Source organism: Ensifer adhaerens (assembly GCF_028993555.1).
GTDB lineage: Bacteria > Pseudomonadota > Alphaproteobacteria > Rhizobiales > Rhizobiaceae > Ensifer > Ensifer adhaerens_I.
On record NZ_CP118611.1, the window covers coordinates 815,078 to 832,129 of the forward strand.

Annotated in this window: 13 protein-coding genes; 6 read left to right on the top strand and 7 right to left on the bottom strand. The window is 60.3% G+C overall.

Annotated elements, in window-relative coordinates:
* Nucleotides 1–403: 403 nt before the first annotated feature.
* Nucleotides 404–1,504: a DUF475 domain-containing protein gene (locus PWG15_RS24055; protein ID WP_275026567.1), complete on the top strand. Its 1,101-nt coding sequence runs from the start codon at nucleotides 404–406 to the stop codon at nucleotides 1,502–1,504.
* A gap of 263 nt (nucleotides 1,505–1,767) precedes the next feature.
* Here PWG15_RS24055 and PWG15_RS24060 read toward each other — a convergent pair whose 3' ends face one another.
* A complete protein-coding gene (locus PWG15_RS24060; protein ID WP_275026568.1) occupies nucleotides 1,768–2,778 on the bottom strand; it encodes a GSU2403 family nucleotidyltransferase fold protein in 1,011 nt (336 codons plus the stop codon).
* A 471-nt stretch (nucleotides 2,779–3,249) separates the two neighbouring features.
* Here PWG15_RS24060 and PWG15_RS24065 point away from each other — a divergent pair, with 471 nt between their 5' ends.
* Both PWG15_RS24065 and PWG15_RS24070 read left to right on the top strand, forming a co-directional pair.
* A complete protein-coding gene (locus PWG15_RS24065; RefSeq protein WP_275026569.1) occupies nucleotides 3,250–3,384 on the top strand; it encodes a hypothetical protein in 135 nt (44 codons plus the stop codon).
* Nucleotides 3,385–3,649: 265 nt separating this feature from the next.
* Entirely contained in the window at nucleotides 3,650–4,567 is a 918-nt protein-coding gene (locus PWG15_RS24070) for an ArdC family protein (protein WP_275026570.1), read from the top strand.
* Nucleotides 4,568–4,576: 9 nt separating this feature from the next.
* Here the strand turns inward: PWG15_RS24070 and PWG15_RS24075 are convergent, their stop codons facing one another.
* From PWG15_RS24075 to PWG15_RS24085, 3 genes are all read right to left on the bottom strand, one after another.
* Nucleotides 4,577–4,966, bottom strand: a complete 390-nt coding sequence (locus PWG15_RS24075) for a hypothetical protein (protein ID WP_275026571.1) — start codon at nucleotides 4,964–4,966, stop codon at nucleotides 4,577–4,579.
* 54 nt (nucleotides 4,967–5,020) lie between these two features.
* On the bottom strand, nucleotides 5,021–6,211 hold the full coding sequence (locus PWG15_RS24080) for a DUF1173 domain-containing protein (protein ID WP_275026572.1): 1,191 nt from the start codon (nucleotides 6,209–6,211) through the stop codon (nucleotides 5,021–5,023).
* Between the two features lie 336 nt (nucleotides 6,212–6,547).
* Nucleotides 6,548–6,787, bottom strand: a complete 240-nt coding sequence (locus PWG15_RS24085) for an antitoxin (protein ID WP_275026573.1) — start codon at nucleotides 6,785–6,787, stop codon at nucleotides 6,548–6,550.
* Between the two features lie 952 nt (nucleotides 6,788–7,739).
* Here PWG15_RS24085 and PWG15_RS24090 point away from each other — a divergent pair.
* Nucleotides 7,740–8,063 (top strand): DUF736 domain-containing protein, encoded by a 324-nt coding sequence (locus PWG15_RS24090; protein ID WP_275026574.1) that lies wholly within the window; start codon nucleotides 7,740–7,742, stop codon nucleotides 8,061–8,063.
* A gap of 332 nt (nucleotides 8,064–8,395) precedes the next feature.
* Nucleotides 8,396–8,563 (top strand): hypothetical protein, encoded by a 168-nt coding sequence (locus PWG15_RS24095; RefSeq protein WP_275027301.1) that lies wholly within the window; start codon nucleotides 8,396–8,398, stop codon nucleotides 8,561–8,563.
* 739 nt (nucleotides 8,564–9,302) lie between these two features.
* On the opposite strand, the gene traG is transcribed toward PWG15_RS24095, so the two are convergent.
* From traG to PWG15_RS24110, 3 genes are read right to left on the bottom strand one after another with little or no spacing between them, the layout of a single operon-like run.
* Complete coding sequence (gene traG / locus PWG15_RS24100) at nucleotides 9,303–11,216, bottom strand: Ti-type conjugative transfer system protein TraG (RefSeq protein ID WP_275026575.1); 1,914 nt, start codon at nucleotides 11,214–11,216, stop codon at nucleotides 9,303–9,305.
* Nucleotides 11,216–11,446, bottom strand: a complete 231-nt coding sequence (locus tag PWG15_RS24105) for a conjugal transfer protein TraD (protein WP_275026576.1) — start codon at nucleotides 11,444–11,446, stop codon at nucleotides 11,216–11,218. The genes traG and PWG15_RS24105 overlap by 1 nt, the downstream gene beginning before the upstream one ends.
* Nucleotides 11,436–11,723 carry a TraC family protein gene (locus PWG15_RS24110; protein WP_275027193.1) on the bottom strand — a complete coding sequence of 96 codons (288 nt, stop codon included), beginning with the start codon at nucleotides 11,721–11,723 and terminating at the stop codon, nucleotides 11,436–11,438. Before PWG15_RS24110 ends, PWG15_RS24105 begins: the two co-directional genes overlap by 11 nt.
* Nucleotides 11,724–11,942: 219 nt before the next feature.
* Here PWG15_RS24110 and traA point away from each other — a divergent pair, with 219 nt between their 5' ends.
* Nucleotides 11,943–16,550 carry a Ti-type conjugative transfer relaxase TraA gene (gene traA, locus PWG15_RS24115; RefSeq protein WP_275026577.1) on the top strand — a complete coding sequence of 1,536 codons (4,608 nt, stop codon included), beginning with the start codon at nucleotides 11,943–11,945 and terminating at the stop codon, nucleotides 16,548–16,550.
* Nucleotides 16,551–17,052: the final 502 nt, after the last annotated feature.

Here is a 17,052-nt window from a genome sequence, read left to right on the forward strand (position 1 = left end):
TGGCCAAGACAAGCTGACGCCGCACCTCCGCCCGAGAACGTTTCGCGCCTTGAGGCGCGGGCACTTTGCTGCCTTGGAGGAGCCGGGACATTTCGCCGTTGCGCGAACAGCGCACCAAAGCAAGAGGCGCCCTCTTGACGTTCCACCGCACGCTGCTAATTAGAAAGCGGTCCCGCCCTTAAGACATCGCACGCGGGATGAACACTGGTGCCGGGCCCCTCTGGCGAGAGTTTTTACGGCGCTCTCGTGATGTCGGTACCGCCAGCAAATTAGCCGGCGGATTAGCTCCAATGAAAACTGATCTCATGCCTCACGCATGTGCCCCTTCGGCCGTGCGCATTTCCGTTTTAAAGCCACATTTCTTCACCGAATCCGGCGTCGTTCGCGCGAAGGAGGCCCGTCGATGACACAGCCTCAATCGCATACGAGCGCACTCGGCTATTTCAAATGGGCCTTCATTGTCACAGTGGTGGGCCTGGTGCTCGGCGCCTGGCTCGGTTGGCAATCGACCGGAACCATCGGCGGTATGGCCTCGGTCTTCTTCATCTGCACCGTGCTTGCGGTGCTCGAGATCTCGCTGTCGTTCGATAACGCGATCGTTAATGCCAACAAGCTCAAGGACATGACGCCCGAGTGGCAGCATCGCTTCCTGACCTGGGGCATCATCATCGCCGTCTTCGGCATGCGCATCGTGTTCCCGCTGCTAATCGTCGTTATCGCGGCGAAGATCGGCCCGATCGAAGCGATCGTTCTCGCCGCAAGTAGGCCTGAAGAATATGCGCGCATCATGAACGACGCGCATCTGCCGATCGCAGCCTTCGGCGGAACTTTCCTGATGATGGTGGGCCTGACTTACTTCTTTGACCATGAAAAGGACGTGCATTGGATCAAGTGGGTCGAAAGCAAAATGGCGCGCTTTGCCACCATCAAGGGCATCGAAATCGCTTTCGTTCTCGCCCTTATTCTTGGCTTTTCGACGCTGCTCGAACCAGCAGAGGTCCACACGTTCGTGTATTCGGCGATCTACGGCCTTCTGACGTTCCTCGTGGTTGAGGTGGTCGGCGGCTTGCTCGATGCCTCACAACAAACCATGAGTGCGGCGGCAAAAGGCGGCTTCGGCGCCTTCCTTTACCTCGAAGTGCTTGACGCAAGCTTCTCGTTTGACGGCGTCATTGGCGCCTTCGCCCTGACGCAGAACCTCTTCGTCATCGCAATTGGCCTCGGCATCGGCGCCATGTATGTGCGCTCGATGACGATCATGCTGGTTGAGAAGGGAACGCTCAGCGAGTACCGCTACCTCGAACACGGCGCATTCTATGCGATCCTGATCCTGTCGGTCGTGATGTACTTCCAGACCCTGGTCCACATTCCGGAAGTGATTACCGGCCTTGGTGGTGCGGCGCTCATCGGCATCTCGCTTTGGTCGTCGATCCGCTACAACAAGCGCGAACGCGAACTGGAGCAGGTGGAAACGAAGGATTCTGAGCAGCGACTGCGCGCCTGATAACATCTCAAGATGTGACAATGGACCCGGCGGACGCGTCCGTCGGTGCTGTTGGCCACATGCTTTTGAACTTTCCCAATCAAAATTAAGCAGAATCTACTCAAGGTTTAAAGCCTTGAGTAGATTAAGATTTGGACAAGATACCAGAGTCTCCATTAAGAAAGCTACGATCGGAAACGTTTCGCATCGGACCAGATCAAAGGTTTCTGCTGCGTCAATGCCAGATGCGCGGATTTTTGTGACTTTGATCGTAGCGCACGATGCTACCTCCAGCGGGGCGTTGGTGGCTCGATATAGTTCACCTTCCACGCCTCATAGAAAGGTTGGAGTTCTGCTGGAACCGTCTTCTCGAATTCTTCATCCATTGAAATATGCGGCATTGCCGCCTTCGTTGCCGACAACACTGCCATGCCTTGCCTGCGGTCCTTCGGCTTTTTCCGTGGGTCGCGCTTCTCTTGCACCGACATCCAAAGTTTTTGCAAGCCGAAATACCGAGGATCGGGTACTACCAAACGAGCGGGAGTCCCATCACGGGCAACGACAACATGGCTCAGATGCGTTCCTAACAGCAGCCACTCCTGTTCCTCTAGCGGCAACGGGCTGGGCCTGTCATTGCTGATCATGTTGCCTACCGTCGACGGGGCGGCCAGTAGCTCAAATTCAAATGCTTTTGAATTCCTAACCTGAAAGGTTCGTTCTGTATTCACGGTGTAGGTGCTGTCCACCCCTTTCAACATTGCCATCACGCCTAGGTCTGCGTCCTCTTTGACGAGGGCTGACCACGCCATATCGAAATCGTCGGTTTCGGTCGGAGCGTCATTGATCTCACCACCCGCCTCGATGCTGTAGGCAGGCATCGCATTCGTGCCCACCACAAGCAACTTGCTGCCGAGCATAGATCGCCGGTCCGCCTCGCGGAGAATTTTGGCTGCTTCGGATGGGATCATTGGCAGACGCAAGGAGCGATAAAGAGCGCAAGTTTCTGTGAGCTTCTGAGCACTGGCTTGCCGACGCTCATTGATCTCGGTTTTGGATGACGTGTAGTTCGCCATGGCAGTCTCTGTCTCGTGCGACCTCGGGCCTAAACTCTTGGCATGACCGATGCGGTCTAAGACCTGATAGAGGTACTCCTTACCCGATCTTTCCGCCCATTTCATTCCATATGGGAGTGCTGTCGCAGCACGTTCGGCTGCCATCCAGGTATCATAGTGTTGTTCGATATTGATCAGAACACGCTGCTGCTCATCTGAATACGGGGATGTGTACTCAACCATTGGATTTTGTCCTGCATTTCATGCATGTACCATATTTTGCAGGACAAATTGAATTGTTTCAATAGTATAATTTGCATTAATACCCTCATTGGTTGAGTAAATTAGCTCTTTGGTATCGTTCGATGCAATCAGGCCTTGTTGCCGTTGCAACGCGAAGCCGCCGCAGCGACAATGAACGCAAGTGGCGGCTGATTGCTCCCCAGATAGAGGGCGGAGCATGAGCGCGCTCGGCGCAAAGAGCGAGGCGGCGTTGCGGGCAGCGATGGCACGGCTGCTCGATGGCCGCCCCGAGCGCACAGATGAGGCGCTCACCGTCTCCAATCTGGCGTACGAAGCCGCCGTCAGCCGGGCGACGGCGAATAGTGCGGTCGGCCTTCTCGCCGAGTTCCGCACTGCCGAATCCCGCCCACGGCGATCACTACTCAAAGCCCTCAAGGAGCGCGTCCGCGCGCTCAAGCCGAGCTTCGAGCCATGCGCGGGACCGAGATCGCCGAATTGCGCGGCCTCGTCCACACGCCCGCCCCGTACAGCCAGGTGCTGACGCTGCAGGACGCCGGCCGGAATGCCGTCATCGAGAGGATCTGCGGCACTGGCCCATTCCGGTAACGCCGGGGTTTCCCCCTGAATCGCGCCACGAGACGACGCTGGCTGAGAGGCGCGCATCATCCCGGCCGTTTTCTTCCGCGCGGCCGATCATGGCATGCGCCTCCTTAAGCTCGCCCGTCGAGGCAGGGCTCGGGTGTGGCAGACGCTACCAGCCCGTCAACCCTGTTCCGCACCAGCACCGAGAACAGGGTATGACGGGCAGGCTCCCCGCGTCTGCCCCTGCCGCCTCGCCCTCGACGGAGAGGGCGAACTGAAGGAGGCACCCATGACCACAGATCGCACACGCAAAACACCCGTCGATATCTACGAGCGCGTCACCAGCCAGATTATCGCTGCCATCGAGGCCGGCGCTGGCGACTACCGGATGCCTTGGCATCACGACGGATCGGCCATCACCACACCCGTCAATATCGCCTCAACCAAGACCTACCGCGGCATCAACATTCTCTCACTTTGGGCCGCGGCGCACGCGGCGGGCTACCCCACCGGCATCTGGGGCACCTACCGCCAATGGCAGGCGCTCGGCGCCCAGGTTCGCAAGGGCGAGCACGGCCACCTTGTGGTGTTCTGGAAGGCCAGCGATCGCGACAAAGCGGATGACCAAGACGGCGATCGCGAAACTGACGAGCCCGCACGCCGCATGTTCGCTCGCGGCTATTCGGTTTTTAACTGCGCCCAAGTCGACGGCTACACACCGCCCGTGATGCCGGTGTTGGCCGAGGCTGAGCGGATCGATCGGGCCGAACGGTTCTGCGCGGCTCTCGGCATCGACATCCGCCACGGCGGCTCGCAGGCCTATTACCGCCCGGCTACGGACCAGGTGCAGATGCCAAGATTCGCGTGCTTCCGCGACGCGGTCGCCTACTACGCCGTGCTGCTCCATGAATGCGGGCATGCTTCTGGCGCCAGCCACCGCCTGGGCCGCGATCTCTCCGGACGTTTTGGGACGGCTGCCTATGCGATGGAGGAATGCACGGTCGAGCTCTTGAGTGCGATGATTTGCGCCGACTTGGGCCTCAGCGTCGAGCCGCGGCCCGACCATGCCCGCTACATTGCCTCGTGGATCGAGGTGATGAATTCCGACAGGCGCGCAATCTTCACTGCCGCCAGCAAAGCCCAGGAGATCGCCGACTGGATGCATGCACAACAGGCCCAGCAGGATGAGGCCCGGGGCGCCGCATAGGCGCCCCTTTCAAGAAGAACAGCCAAGGATCATCACCTTGCGAGCGAAAAGTTGCGAGGTGATGCTTGGGAGGGCCGGCCGCGGCGGCAGGGAAGCAGTTTTCGAATTGCCGGTTGCCGACAGCGCGGCAATCGGCCAGAAAGGACGTCCGGCAAAGCGAGCTCTGTTGGCTCGCCGCATGACGGCCTCTGCTTTCTGGCAGCCTTTAGCGGAAAAGAAGTTGCCGAGGATGCAATGGGCTGTGGCTCGTGGCGCCGTGCGCTTTCTCTGTCCGTAGAATCTGCATCTATCGTTTGACTGAGATTGATTTCGACCAGATTGAGCGGCGCTACCGGAAAGGCAGTGCCTGTTTTTGAACTTTACGAAATGAACGCCTTCATTTGCTGCTTCCTTCACCATCTAACGAGCTTGCTCTGAACAAAGACAATAACCATCCCTCCTGCAGTCTGGCGATCACGGCAATTTCGGCATGTCCCCCTCGGCGATGCACCAAATCCAAGGTGTCATCTCTGGTCTCGCCTCGATCATTTCCGCCAATGCCCGCTGGTAGTCCCCACTTGCACCGGCCGGGATGATGAACATCGCGACCGGGGAGGGCCGCTTTTCCGGCAAGGTGACCGACACGATTGGTTGCTCCTGCTGGAGATTGAAGCGTAGCCCTTTGACGAACTTGCGTCGCAGCGCAGCCAGTTTCTCCAGGAGATACCGTTCGTGGACGCTATCAAATGGGATCCAGTTCTCGTTCACCACCATCATCGCCACTTCTTCGACGGCAGCGACCCCGGATGCCGCAATCCCAAATGTCGCAATCATAACGAGATGCAGCTCATCGTTCGAACGCCATAACTCCAGTTCCGTTTCGTATTTGGCGTTGAGCCGTTTCCATGCTTCGTGTTCAAGCATGAGGGGAAAGGGTAGATGCCGAAGCGCGATCCGATGCCCCACGCGTGCGGGTATGAACTCCTTCACTTCCGCCACTGCGATCATCAGTTTGCGCGGTCCTGTCCCGGACGCTAGCGCACCGGCAAGTGCGGTCGCTCGGCGCGCGGCAATTGCTTCCTTGTCCTCCTGACGGAAAGTTTCCGGCACAAACAGCATATCGCTGAGCTGACCGCCACGAGTCGTCATTTGCGACGCGGCGTTCATGAGGCTCGTGCGGACCCGACCCCAGCCGCGCCTTCCGGCCCAGGAGCAACGCCATTCGGTCAATTCACCCATTTCCCACAGGTAGTGCAACATTGCGCGCAACGATAGCTTCTGCGGCTCACTGCGAATGGCGCGCTCTGACGGACCCGCCGATTGAGATGCGGCCGGTCGCGGACCTTTCTTCGTCATCGAAAAATCTATCTTCAAGATTGCGCGGCCGTTCGCATCGACCTGGATGGCATTGCCGATTAAAGGACCGAGGCCGGACAACTCGTAAGGGGGGGTGTAGGAGGGGCAAGCCGGGTCGTGATCGCGCCCGGAAAGCGGCATGCGTTTGACGAAATGCTGGCCCTCAAGTTGCGCGATATACATCGGAACCGGCGGCTCCTTGCACTGACAATGCGGCCGGAGCCCCTGTTCGTAAGCACGTGGAAGAATAGCCTGGAATTCGTTCGATTCCTCTTCGAACGACCTGTCGCCGATCAGAAACCGTCGCACGTTGCATCTCCGCCGCCCATCCAAGGGGCCTGTAAGGGTCGGTCACGATGTAGCACGGATCTGTCGTGCAGACTATCTGAAATATGATAGTATAGAGTGGGACGCCGTGCAACAACGGTGGAGGAAGATGTTTTTCTGCGAAAGCACGCGTCCGAAGATATCGGCGGAAACACGCTCGGCTACGAGCGCTCTCCGGGCGTCATGTCGGACAGAGACAATGCGAATACGCTTAAACAAAACGGCCCGTCGGCTGCATCTGTCACAGCTAAAGCGCAGTGAACCGACAACAGCACAGCGTGTTGCCGACGTCACGGGTTGTCACCTCGTCGTTAGCGCTCAACCTTGACGACGATAGCGCGGTTGCTCGCGCCCGCTCTCCATGAAGTCTTCACTCATGCCGCGGGCCAGCGCTGCCTTCAGCGACGACCACGGCTCGCCCGCCTCGATATGCGGGCGGACAATGAGAGCATCGCCCTCTTGCGCGATCTCTACGCGTTCGAGGTTGAAGCGGTATTCCTTCGGCAGGCGGACGGCCTGGGAGTTTCCGAAATGGAATACCCGTGCAAGATGGGGCATGGTCGCCTCCGTTATGTATCTACAGAGGCGTATATACGGCTTTTTGACCCTCAGTCCAGGAAGGACGGGTCACTCGCATCCGGCGATCTGCCCGAGCGGGCACTGTTTCGCCGGCGAGCCGACTGCACGAAGCCTGCACCAGTCTTCGCGCCTTGACGACCTGACGATCCCTTGCGTTCGGTGAGTTCTCGCGGGCAGGAGCTTCACTGCTCGGCGCTATATACCGCGCTGGGCTCGAAAGCGTTGCAGATCCAGAAGCGTGACGCCCTCGGCGATCAGGCAGGTCGGCGACCCCGGATATCGTCAAGCGATGCCAGCCCGGATTGCTCAGGACCGACTGATCGAAGCAGACGGGTAATCTGTCGGGGGACTGTGCTCCTGCCAAGACCGGACGGCGGCAAGATTGTCGAAGATCGACTTGTTCGATCTCGGCGGGGCCTAGCGTCTCGAGATATTGCAGTACGGCTTTCCGGCAATATGGTCCACCGCTGTCGTCTCAACGTGCACCCGAGAGATGTGGCGGCAGTCGACGCTCCTTGCTGCTTTCGATTGGCAGAGATGGGCGAGGGGGCACAGCGCAAACCGATGTGATGTGCCCACGTTGCAATGTGCCGGCGGTCTTAAACAGTGCCGAACCGGGTGGCCTGAACGGTCTGTCACCGGCTTCGGTTGCAACAAGACCATTCCCGTTTCTATGTCGCCCTTTAGTCGACCGCCTGCTTTCGCGGTCAACCCCTAAAGGGGTACGTCTCGCACGAAAATTCAGCGAAATTCGATTTGGATTCTTCATGCGGGCTTCTTGCACTTCTTCCGGCAAGCGGGACGAAGCGCGCCCGCCTATTTGCGGAAAATAGAATTTTCGCAGAATTTTCGTGCGAGATGACCGCAGCAGATCGGCCGTCTCTTCGCGCGTCATCGGGAATGGTCCCGAGCAACCGAAGGAGACAATACCATGGCAACCACGATCGCAGCTCTGACGCAGAAGACCGATGGCACTCTCGAGGGCGTCTTCGCCACGATCCGGGTCAACGCCCCTATCGCCATCATCCCCAACGCCAACAAGGCAAGCGAAGAAGCCCCCGACTACCGCGTCATTCACCGCAAGACCGGCTTTGAAATCGGCGCGGCCTGGAACCGTATCGCCCGCCAGACCGGAGAGGAGTACCTCTCGGTGAAGCTGGAGGCTCCGGAGATCGGAGTGATCTTCGGTAACCTTGCGCAGGCGCCGGGCGGTGATCCGAACCGCAAGGTGATCCTCTGGAATAATCCGAACTGATCCGCCAACGCCGGTCGCGACCAATCGGGACCGGCGCCCTGAACGCGTTCGGCCCAAGCGGACTGTTCATGGTCGATAGGACCCGGTGCGGGCATCGAGCCCGCACCGGGTCCGCTACCCCTGCCACACGAGATCAAAAACTATCTGCTCAGGGAGCCAAGTCTGTCACGAGCAATCCTGCCGCCTCAAGGACGAGTGGTCCCCCCGAAATGCTTCGCATTTTGGCTCCCCCGCCCGCCGGCTCCGCCGGTCGCGTCCCGCGATCCTTGACCCAGCCCGATCCTCGCGACCACCGGGCGCCATCTTTCACATTATCCAAGGAGATGACGGCAATGACGGTTGCACTGGAAGACCAAATCGAGGAACTGCGCCGCGAGCTGAACTGCTGCGACCCGGCCGAGCGCGCTCAGATCGCAGCGGAGCTCGAACTGGCACTGGCGGAATTGGAAGTGGCAATCGCCGAACAGGAGGGCCGCATCGATGCCAAGCCTCCCTTCTAAGGGAGGCCATAGCTATGTCTAGACCGCTGACGGCGCGCTTTGGGACAGTCTGCATCCTGTCGAATGGTCGGACGGGGCTCGTTGAGGTCTGAATAGTTCGGTACAAGGCAAATTGCGCGGTCTTGCGGATGGTCAGCTCTTCAGGAAACGGCAGGACGTTGGTTACGATTGATCCGCAGGGCTTCGGCTTCGTTTGCCGTCGGGACGACCTTCGCAGGTGGAGCAGGTCGCCTCACGTCACTACCGGGACGGGTCGTCGGTTATATCAAGTCGCATGCAACAAACGCCAGTTTCCGTGACGGTTCTCATTGGCAGAAAAGACATCGGTGCCAAGCGGCGTGCATTGAAGGCAACGTGTTCCGCTAACTCAGTGGCATAAGGGGCCCCGAATTTTCACGGACTATCTATTTGGGGTTCACCGGTCCCAACTCGACCGATTACGCGGGACACTACCCTCGGGCTCATTGACTTCGATCCGATTCTCGCCTTCGAGCCGTTCGCTGAAGATAACGACATTCGCCCCACCCCCCAAGGACATTTCCGCTCGCGTCTCGAACATAACTTGGCTCGCATCGGCTGGCGCTGCCGTCTCTCAAGCCGGATGCCCCTTTCTGGGTTACTTCGCCGTAGACGTCGTAGACGGTCATGCACAACTCTGTTCGAACGGGTCTCCTTCCCAGCCTCGATGCGCCCGCGTTCGGCCGGCGCAGTAAGCATGAGTACGGCTTGGCGTGGAACGTTAAACCTGGACAAAGCGGTTTGCCTTAGCTGCCTGATCCATATCCTTCCGCCGAAAATAGATCGCGCGCCCGCAACGGATCGGGCTATGACCTTGCACGATAATGATCTGTTCGTCCTTGCGCATCGACTGGGTGATTTCGTGTGGCATGATCAGCGACCGGCGCTGGAAATTTACGCTTTCGGATTGGCGGGCCCTGGCGGTTTTTGTGTCCCAGCCAACGTTACGGGAACTCCTCTTCACCTCGACCGTCATCTCACCGCATTGGGCGGAGACGTTGCGCGCCGTGTCCAGCGCTTTGACCGCGGCATAGCTCGTGAAGGCGCAGCCGTCGATCCACGACGTCGCGCCATCCCTCCCGAAATGCCGCTCCAGCTGGCCGACCGATTGGTACATCAGCATCATTGAGATGCCGTACTTTCGGCCGCGGTCGCGCGCCTCTTCCATAACGCGCATGTATCCCAGAAGATCGACCTCATCGAGCATGAACAACGCGCGACGCTTGAAGCCGCCATCGGCGTGGATCATGGCATTGATCAGTGAGCCGATGATCACGCGGCCGATGCTCGGATAGGAGCGCAGGATCGATGCCGGGATGTTGAGGAAGACGTCCTTCTTGCCCGAGACGATGTCACTCGATTTGAAAGCATTGCCACAGACGAGTGCGGCGTAGCTGTCGAGCGACAGCCACTGGCAGTCCTTCGATGCTGTCGAGTAGACGCCTGAAAACGTCTGCTCGGTCATGTTGGTGAAAACGCCGAGGGTCTCGCGGATGAAGGCCGATTGCGAGTGCTCCTGAATGTCGCGCAGCATCGCCAGCACCGAGGGCTCCGGCTCGGAGACGATCTGCCGAAGACTGCGCAAGGTTCGCCGCCCTTCATATTCCGGCGACAGCATCACGTGCGCGAGCAGGCCGGTCAGGAGATTGTGTGCTTGGTTCTGGAAGTAGGAACCGCTCGAGCTTTCGAAGCGCACGCTCTCCGACAAGAGCATGTGGGCAATGCCGACGATGTCTTCTTCCTTTCGTCGCGAGTTCTCGACCCCGTCGAGCACGTTGAAGCCCATGATCGGGTTCGTCGGATCAAGCACCATCACCTCGCGGTCGAGCACGCGGGTTCGGTGCTGGATCACCATGGGCGCGACCTCGGTGGAAGGGTCGAGGCAGATCAGCGGCCCGGTATAACGCAGTGCCGTCGGCACGACATTGCTTGTGGTCTTGTATCCACCCGAGCCGGCGAAGAAGAGCATATGCGTGGAGTCAAAATCCTGTTTGTAGGTGAGCAGCGGGGCCTTGCCGCCCCGGCCCCATGTCGCCCGATCATTTGGATCGAAGGACAGTTCATGGACGATGTCCTTGTCGACGCGGTAGCGCTCACCGACGACGATCTCGCCGTCCGGCGGAAACAGTTTTCCCGCCGCCGACATAGGCAGCCAATCCGCGTCCCCGAAGGCGCCGCGCCTGGCGCGCTTTACCGGTTCGGGGACCACAGCGGAAACGCGCGCGGCCGCAGCCACGGCCATGAAGCCAACGACTGCGCTGACGACAGCGACCATGTCGAGATAGGACAGCGCCCGATCCCATGATAGCGCGCCGCTTTCCACGGATGGGGATAGTCGGCCGAATTCACGCAGCGCGTAAAGGCAGGCGATTGTCAAAAAACAAACGAGGCTCGCCATGGCTACCGGCCTTCGCCGGTGCAACGGCAAGGCCCAAACGGTCAACAGGCCTGCGAGCGGCCCGAGCAAAAACGGTACTAGCGGTGAGGCTCGTAGAAACCAGTATGCCGCCTTCCCGGACAGTCCGGCGGCGAGCACCGACCAGCGCCAGCCCACGACATAGACCGCAAAGGCGGTGACAGCGACGGGCAAGAGAATGAGCAAAAGGCTCGGATGCGGTTTTGACTTCAGTGCCATTACGCCGTCTCCGCGATACGAGGTGATCCGTCCTTTGACGCGGGAATCTTGAATGCTTCCTCACCGATATCGCGCAGGCGCCGATGCTCGGCAGTGCCCGGCACGACGCTTGCAAGTTCGATGAGACCGCCGAGTAGAAACGCCCGGTCGGCCTTCGTGAGACCCGCTCTCGCAACAATGCCACCGAGCAGGGTTTTCTCGCGGGACTCGCGCTTTCGTTCACTCGTCATGAGAAACCTCCGCCGTCGTTCCAGACCCGCCACTTGCCTGTCGACGCGGCAAAGCAGTCGAGCCAAAGGCCCCTTCCTTCTCTCCTTTGCGAAATCGAGCAGCGATCTCCCCGAAGACCGCGTCAAGTTCCTCGTCAGTGATCTCCATTTCCGCCAGACCTGATTTTGTTGCGGCACGCGCAAACCGCTCAGCGGATTTTACTATCAGCGTTCGTTTACGATCACGCAGCTTCTCGATCTGGGCGTCGATATCGGAAATCGATGATTTTGTCGCCATCATGGTGTCCTTCCGTGTTTGAGAAATCTGACTTGCGTCGATTATACTGTCTGTAAAATGATAGTAAACTAGGTTAGTGTGCACCATCCCGAAAACGTTGCGGCCGGAATTCCGACCGTCGGCCGCCGTCCGGAGACGCGGCATCGGTCCTTCGGTCCGACCGGTTTGAGGGCGCAATATACGTCGCTGGCGCGACTTGCTCGGAGGACGGAGACAGTCGTGGCGATCATGTTCGTCAGAGCGCAGGTTATCGGCAGGGGAGCGGGACGCAGTATTGTCTCGGCCGCCGCCTACCGCCATCGCGCCCGGATGACGGACGAGCAGGCCGGAACGTCCTTCAGCTACCGTGGCGGCGCGTCGGAGCTGGTGCATGAGGAACTGGCGCTGCCGGACGATATCCCGGGCTGGCTGCGGGCGGCGATGGCGGGGAAGACCGTCGCCGCGGCAAGCGAGGCGTTCTGGAATGCGGTGGATGCGTTTGAGACGCGGGCGGACGCACAGCTTGCGCGGGAGTTGATCATTGCTTTGCCGGAAGAGCTGACGCGAGCGGAGAATACCGCGCTCGTTCGTGAATTTGTCCGCGACAACTTCACGTCGAAAGGAATGATCGCCGACTGGGTGTTTCACGACAAGGACGGCAATCCACATATCCATCTGATGACGGCGCTCAGGCCCCTCACGGAGGAGGGGTTTGGGCCGAAGAAGGTGCCGGTCCTGGGCGATGACGGGGAGCCGTTGCGTGTCGTCACGCCGAACAGGCCGAACGGCAAGATCGTCTACAAGCTCTGGGCCGGCGACAAGGAAACCATGAAGGCATGGAAGGTCGCCTGGTCGGAAACGGTCAACCGTCACCTGGCGCTGGCCGGCCATGAGATCCGTCTCGACGGCCGCTCCTATGCTGAGCAAGGCCTCGAAGGGATCGCACAGAAACACCTCGGTCCGGAGAAGGCGGCGCTCGCGCGCAAGGGTGTCGAGATGTATTTCGCGCCGGCTGATCTGGCGCGGCGGCAGGAGATGGCCGACCGGCTGCTTGCCGATCCGGAGCTTCTCCTCAAGCAGCTCGGCAACGAACGCTCCACCTTTGATGAGCGCGATATCGCCAAGGCGCTGCACCGCTATGTCGACGATCCAGTGGACTTCGCCAATATCCGCGCGCGGCTTATGGTTTCGGGCGATCTCGTGTTGCTGAAGCCGCAGCAGGTCGACACCCAAACGGGCAAGGCGACAGAGCCGGCGGTGTTCACCACGCGGAAAATCCTGCGCCTCGAATATGATATGGCGCAGTCTGCCGAGGTTCTGTCAGTGCGAACGGGCTTCGCCGTCTGCGCTGCCAAGGTCTCCGCCGCCGTCCGAAGCATTGAAACGGCCGATCCGGAAAAGTCCTTCAGGCTCGATTCCGAGCAGGTCGATGCCGTTCGTCATGTCACGCGTGACGACGGCATCGCCGCCGTCGTTGGTCTTGCGGGGGCGGGCAAGTCGACGCTGCTTGCTGCCGCACGCGTTGCCTGGGAAAGCGAGAGCCGGCGGGTGATCGGCGGGGCCCTTGCCGGCAAGGCCGCCGAAGGGTTGGAGGACAGTTCCGGCATCCGGTCGCGCACGCTGGCTTCGTGGGAATTAGCTTGGGCCGCTGAGCGTGAGCAGCTCAGCCGTGGCGATGTGCTGGTGATCGACGAGGCCGGCATGGTCTCCTCGCAGCAGATGGCGCGCGTCCTGAGAATTGCCGAGCAGGCAGAAGCGAAGGTCGTGCTCGTCGGTGACGCAATGCAGCTACAACCGATCCAAGCGGGTGCGGCGTTCAGGGCAATCACAGAACGGATCGGCTTTGCGGAACTTGCCGGTGTGCGCCGCCAGCGTGATGCGTGGGCGCGCGAGGCATCCCGACTATTCGCCCGCGGCAAGGTCGAAGAGGGCCTCGACGCCTACGCCCAGCAGGGCCGTATTGTCGAGACCGAAACCCGGGCCGAGATCATCGACCGCATGGTTGCCGATTGGGCCGATGCCCGTCGTCAACTGCTGCACAAATCGGCTGCGGGCGAACGTGCGGAACGTCTTCGCGGTGACGAACTGCTTGTTCTCGCCCACACCAACAATGACGTTCGGAAGCTGAACGAGGCCTTACGCAAGGTTATGATCGACGAGAGCGCGCTGACAGGAGCGCGGCAATTCCAGACGGCACGTGGACTTCGCGAGTTTGCCGCCGGCGACCGGGTCATTTTCCTCGAAAACGCCCGCTTCCTCGAACCGCGCGCAAGGCGGCTTGGTCCCCAATATGTGAAGAACGGTATGCTTGGCACGGTCATTTCGACTGGCGACAAACGCGTAGACGCGCTGCTGACGGTGCATCTCGATAATGGCCGCGACGTCGTGATCAGCGAGGACAGCTACCGCAATGTCGATCATGGCTATGCCGCGACCATCCATAAATCTCAAGGCTCGACCATCGATCGGACCTTCGTGCTCGCCACCGGAATGATGGACCGGCATCTGACCTATGTGGCGATGACCCGGCATCGGAACCGCGCCGATCTCTACGCTGCGCGGGAGAATTTTGAACCGAAGCCGGAATGGGGGCGCAGGCCGCGTGTCGATCACGCATCCGGCGTCACCGGTGAATTGGTGGACACCGGGTGGGCCAAGTTCCGGCCGCAGGATGGTGATGCAAAGGAAAGCCCGTACGCCGATGTTAAGACGGACGACGGAACCGTTCACCGACTTTGGGGCGTGAGCCTGCCAAAGGCACTTGAGCAGGGTGGAATCTCAACAGGCGATACCGTGACGCTCCGCAAAGATGGCGTCGAAACGGTCACGGTAAAGGTGTCCGTCATAGATGAAGAGACCGGCAAGAAGCGCCTCGAGGAACGTCAGGTCGAGCGCAACGTCTGGACTGGAACCCAAGTCGAAACTGCCGATGCGCGCAAGGCTAGGATTGAGCAAGAAAGCCATCGGCCGAATGTGTTCAAGCGGCTTGTTGAGCGCCTTGGACGATCTGGCGCCAAGACAACGACGCTCGATTTCGAAAGCGAGGAAGGCTATCGGGAGCATGTCCGTGATTTTGCCCGGCGGCGCGGCATCGAGACGCTCGCCCGGGTCACTTTGGAATTAGAGGAGGTCGCGGTGCGACGGTCGGCGTGGCTTGCGGAGAAGCGGTCGCAGCTGGCGAAGATCTGGGAGAGGGCGAGCATTGCGCTCGATTTCGCGATCGAACGGGAACGGAGCGTCTCCTACAGGGAGGAACGCAGAGAAGCCTTCGCCGCCGGTAACCCGTTGGGTGGGAACTATTTGATTCCACCCGCCACCGAATTCCCCCGCAGCGTTGAAGAGGATGCGCGTCTTGCGCAGCTCTCCTCGGAACGGTGGAAGGAGCGGGAGGAAATACTTCGGACAGTGCTGCAGAAAATCTATCGCGACCCCGATGGCGCGCTGTCGGCGCTCAACGCTCTGGCGTCGGGTGCGGGCGTCGAGCCGCGCAAGATTGCAGAAGATCTTGCCCTGGCGCCCGACCGCCTTGGCCGCCTGTGCGGATCCAATCTGATGATCGATGGCCGCGCCGCCCGCGACGAGCGCAACGCTGCCATGGCCGCCTTATCGGAGCTGCTGCCGTTGGCGCGCGCGCACGCAACCGAGTTCCGCAGGCAGGCCGAGCGCTTCGCCATCCGCGAGCGACAGCGGCGCGCTGATATGTCATTGTTCATTCCCGCGCTTTCGAAACAGGCGATGGCGCGTCTCGTCGAAGTCGAGGCGGTCCGGGAGCGCGGCGGGGCCGATGCCTACAAGACTGCCTTCGCCTATGCCGTGGAGGACCATTTGCTTGTTCAGGAGGTCAAGGCCGTCAACGAGGCTTTGACCACACGCTTTGGCTGGTCTGCCTTCACCGCGAAGGCCGATCCGATCGCCGAGCGAAATGTTGCCGAGCGCATGCCGGCAGATCTCACCACTGACCACCGTGAAACGCTAGTGCGCCTGTTCGAGGGGGTCAGGCGTTTCAGCGACGAGCAGCATTTCGCAGAAAAGCAGGATCGCTCGAAAATCGTCGCCGGCGCAAGTGTCGAGTTCAGAAAGGAGACAGTGCCCCTGTTGCCCATGCTTGCCGCCGTCACGGAGTTCAAGACATCGATTGCCGATGAAGCGCGGGAAAGGGCGCTTGCCGTTCCCCATTACAATCATCATCGCGCCGTCCTCGCCGAGGCGGCAGTGCGCATCTGGCGCGATCCGGCCGGCGCGGTCGCCAAGATCGAGGAGCTTGTCGTGAAGGGCTTTGCCGGCGAGCGGGTTGCCGCAGCCGTCAGCAACGATCCGGCGGCCTATGGCGCGCTGCGTGGCTCCGATCGCATCATTGACAAGTTGCTTGCTGTCGGCCGCGAGCGGAAGGCGGCGCTTCAGGCTCTGCCCGAAGCGACAAGCCGTGTCCGTTCCCTCGGAGCGTCTTATGCCGCTGCGCTTGAGGCTGAAACCCAGGCTATTGCCGACGAGCGCCGGCGTATGGCGGTCGCTATTCCCGGTCTGTCGCAGCAGGCTGAGGGCGCGCTGCGGCAGTTGACGACCGAGATGAAGAAGAGGGAGGGCAAGATCGAGATTGCCGCGGGTTTTCTCGATCCGCGCATCGCCCAAGAATTCGTCTCCGTCAGCCGGGCGCTCGACGAGCGCTTCGGCAGAAACGCCATCCTGCGTGGCGAGAAGGACGTCATCAATCGCGTGTCGCCGGTGCAGCGCCGCGCGTTGGAGGCGATGCGGGATCGGCTGCAGGTCTTGCAGCAGACGGTTCGCGTGCAGGGCAGTCAGGAGATCATTTCGGAGCGTGAGCGGCGCGTCATCGACCGCGCCCGTTGAATTAGCGGAGCGCATTGAAGAAGGCAGAAGGAGAAGCGCAAGCTGAACATGAACCCTTTACGATCGATCGGCCGTACTGAGATCGCCACCGGGCGGTCATCAAGGATCAGATTGCGTTAGCCAACTTCACCGTAACGCTGAAGAGATGACCAAGCCCGGCATGCGCGACGTTGGTGGCCTGGTTTGCAGATTGTGTCAAAGGGGGTATTTGCGTCAGCGCTCATGCTGAAGCGGGCATTTCGCGCGGCGGTCGCCATCTTACGATCCTCGCGCACATCGGCGCCATTGTGCACCGGAACACGATCTATCTCGGCCGCACCGCCGCCCGAGCACAGCGAAGGATGTTCCGAATTGCTGAACATTCCTTGCCACTGAGTTGGGAGCATCAATCTCGCCGGCATCTATTCCCAGGAAAAGCGGCAAGGTTTCAGGCCTTAGTACCTCTGCACAGAGGATTTGACGGGTTGGTTGGGTTGCAGCGCGGGTAGGCTGGCGTGATTGA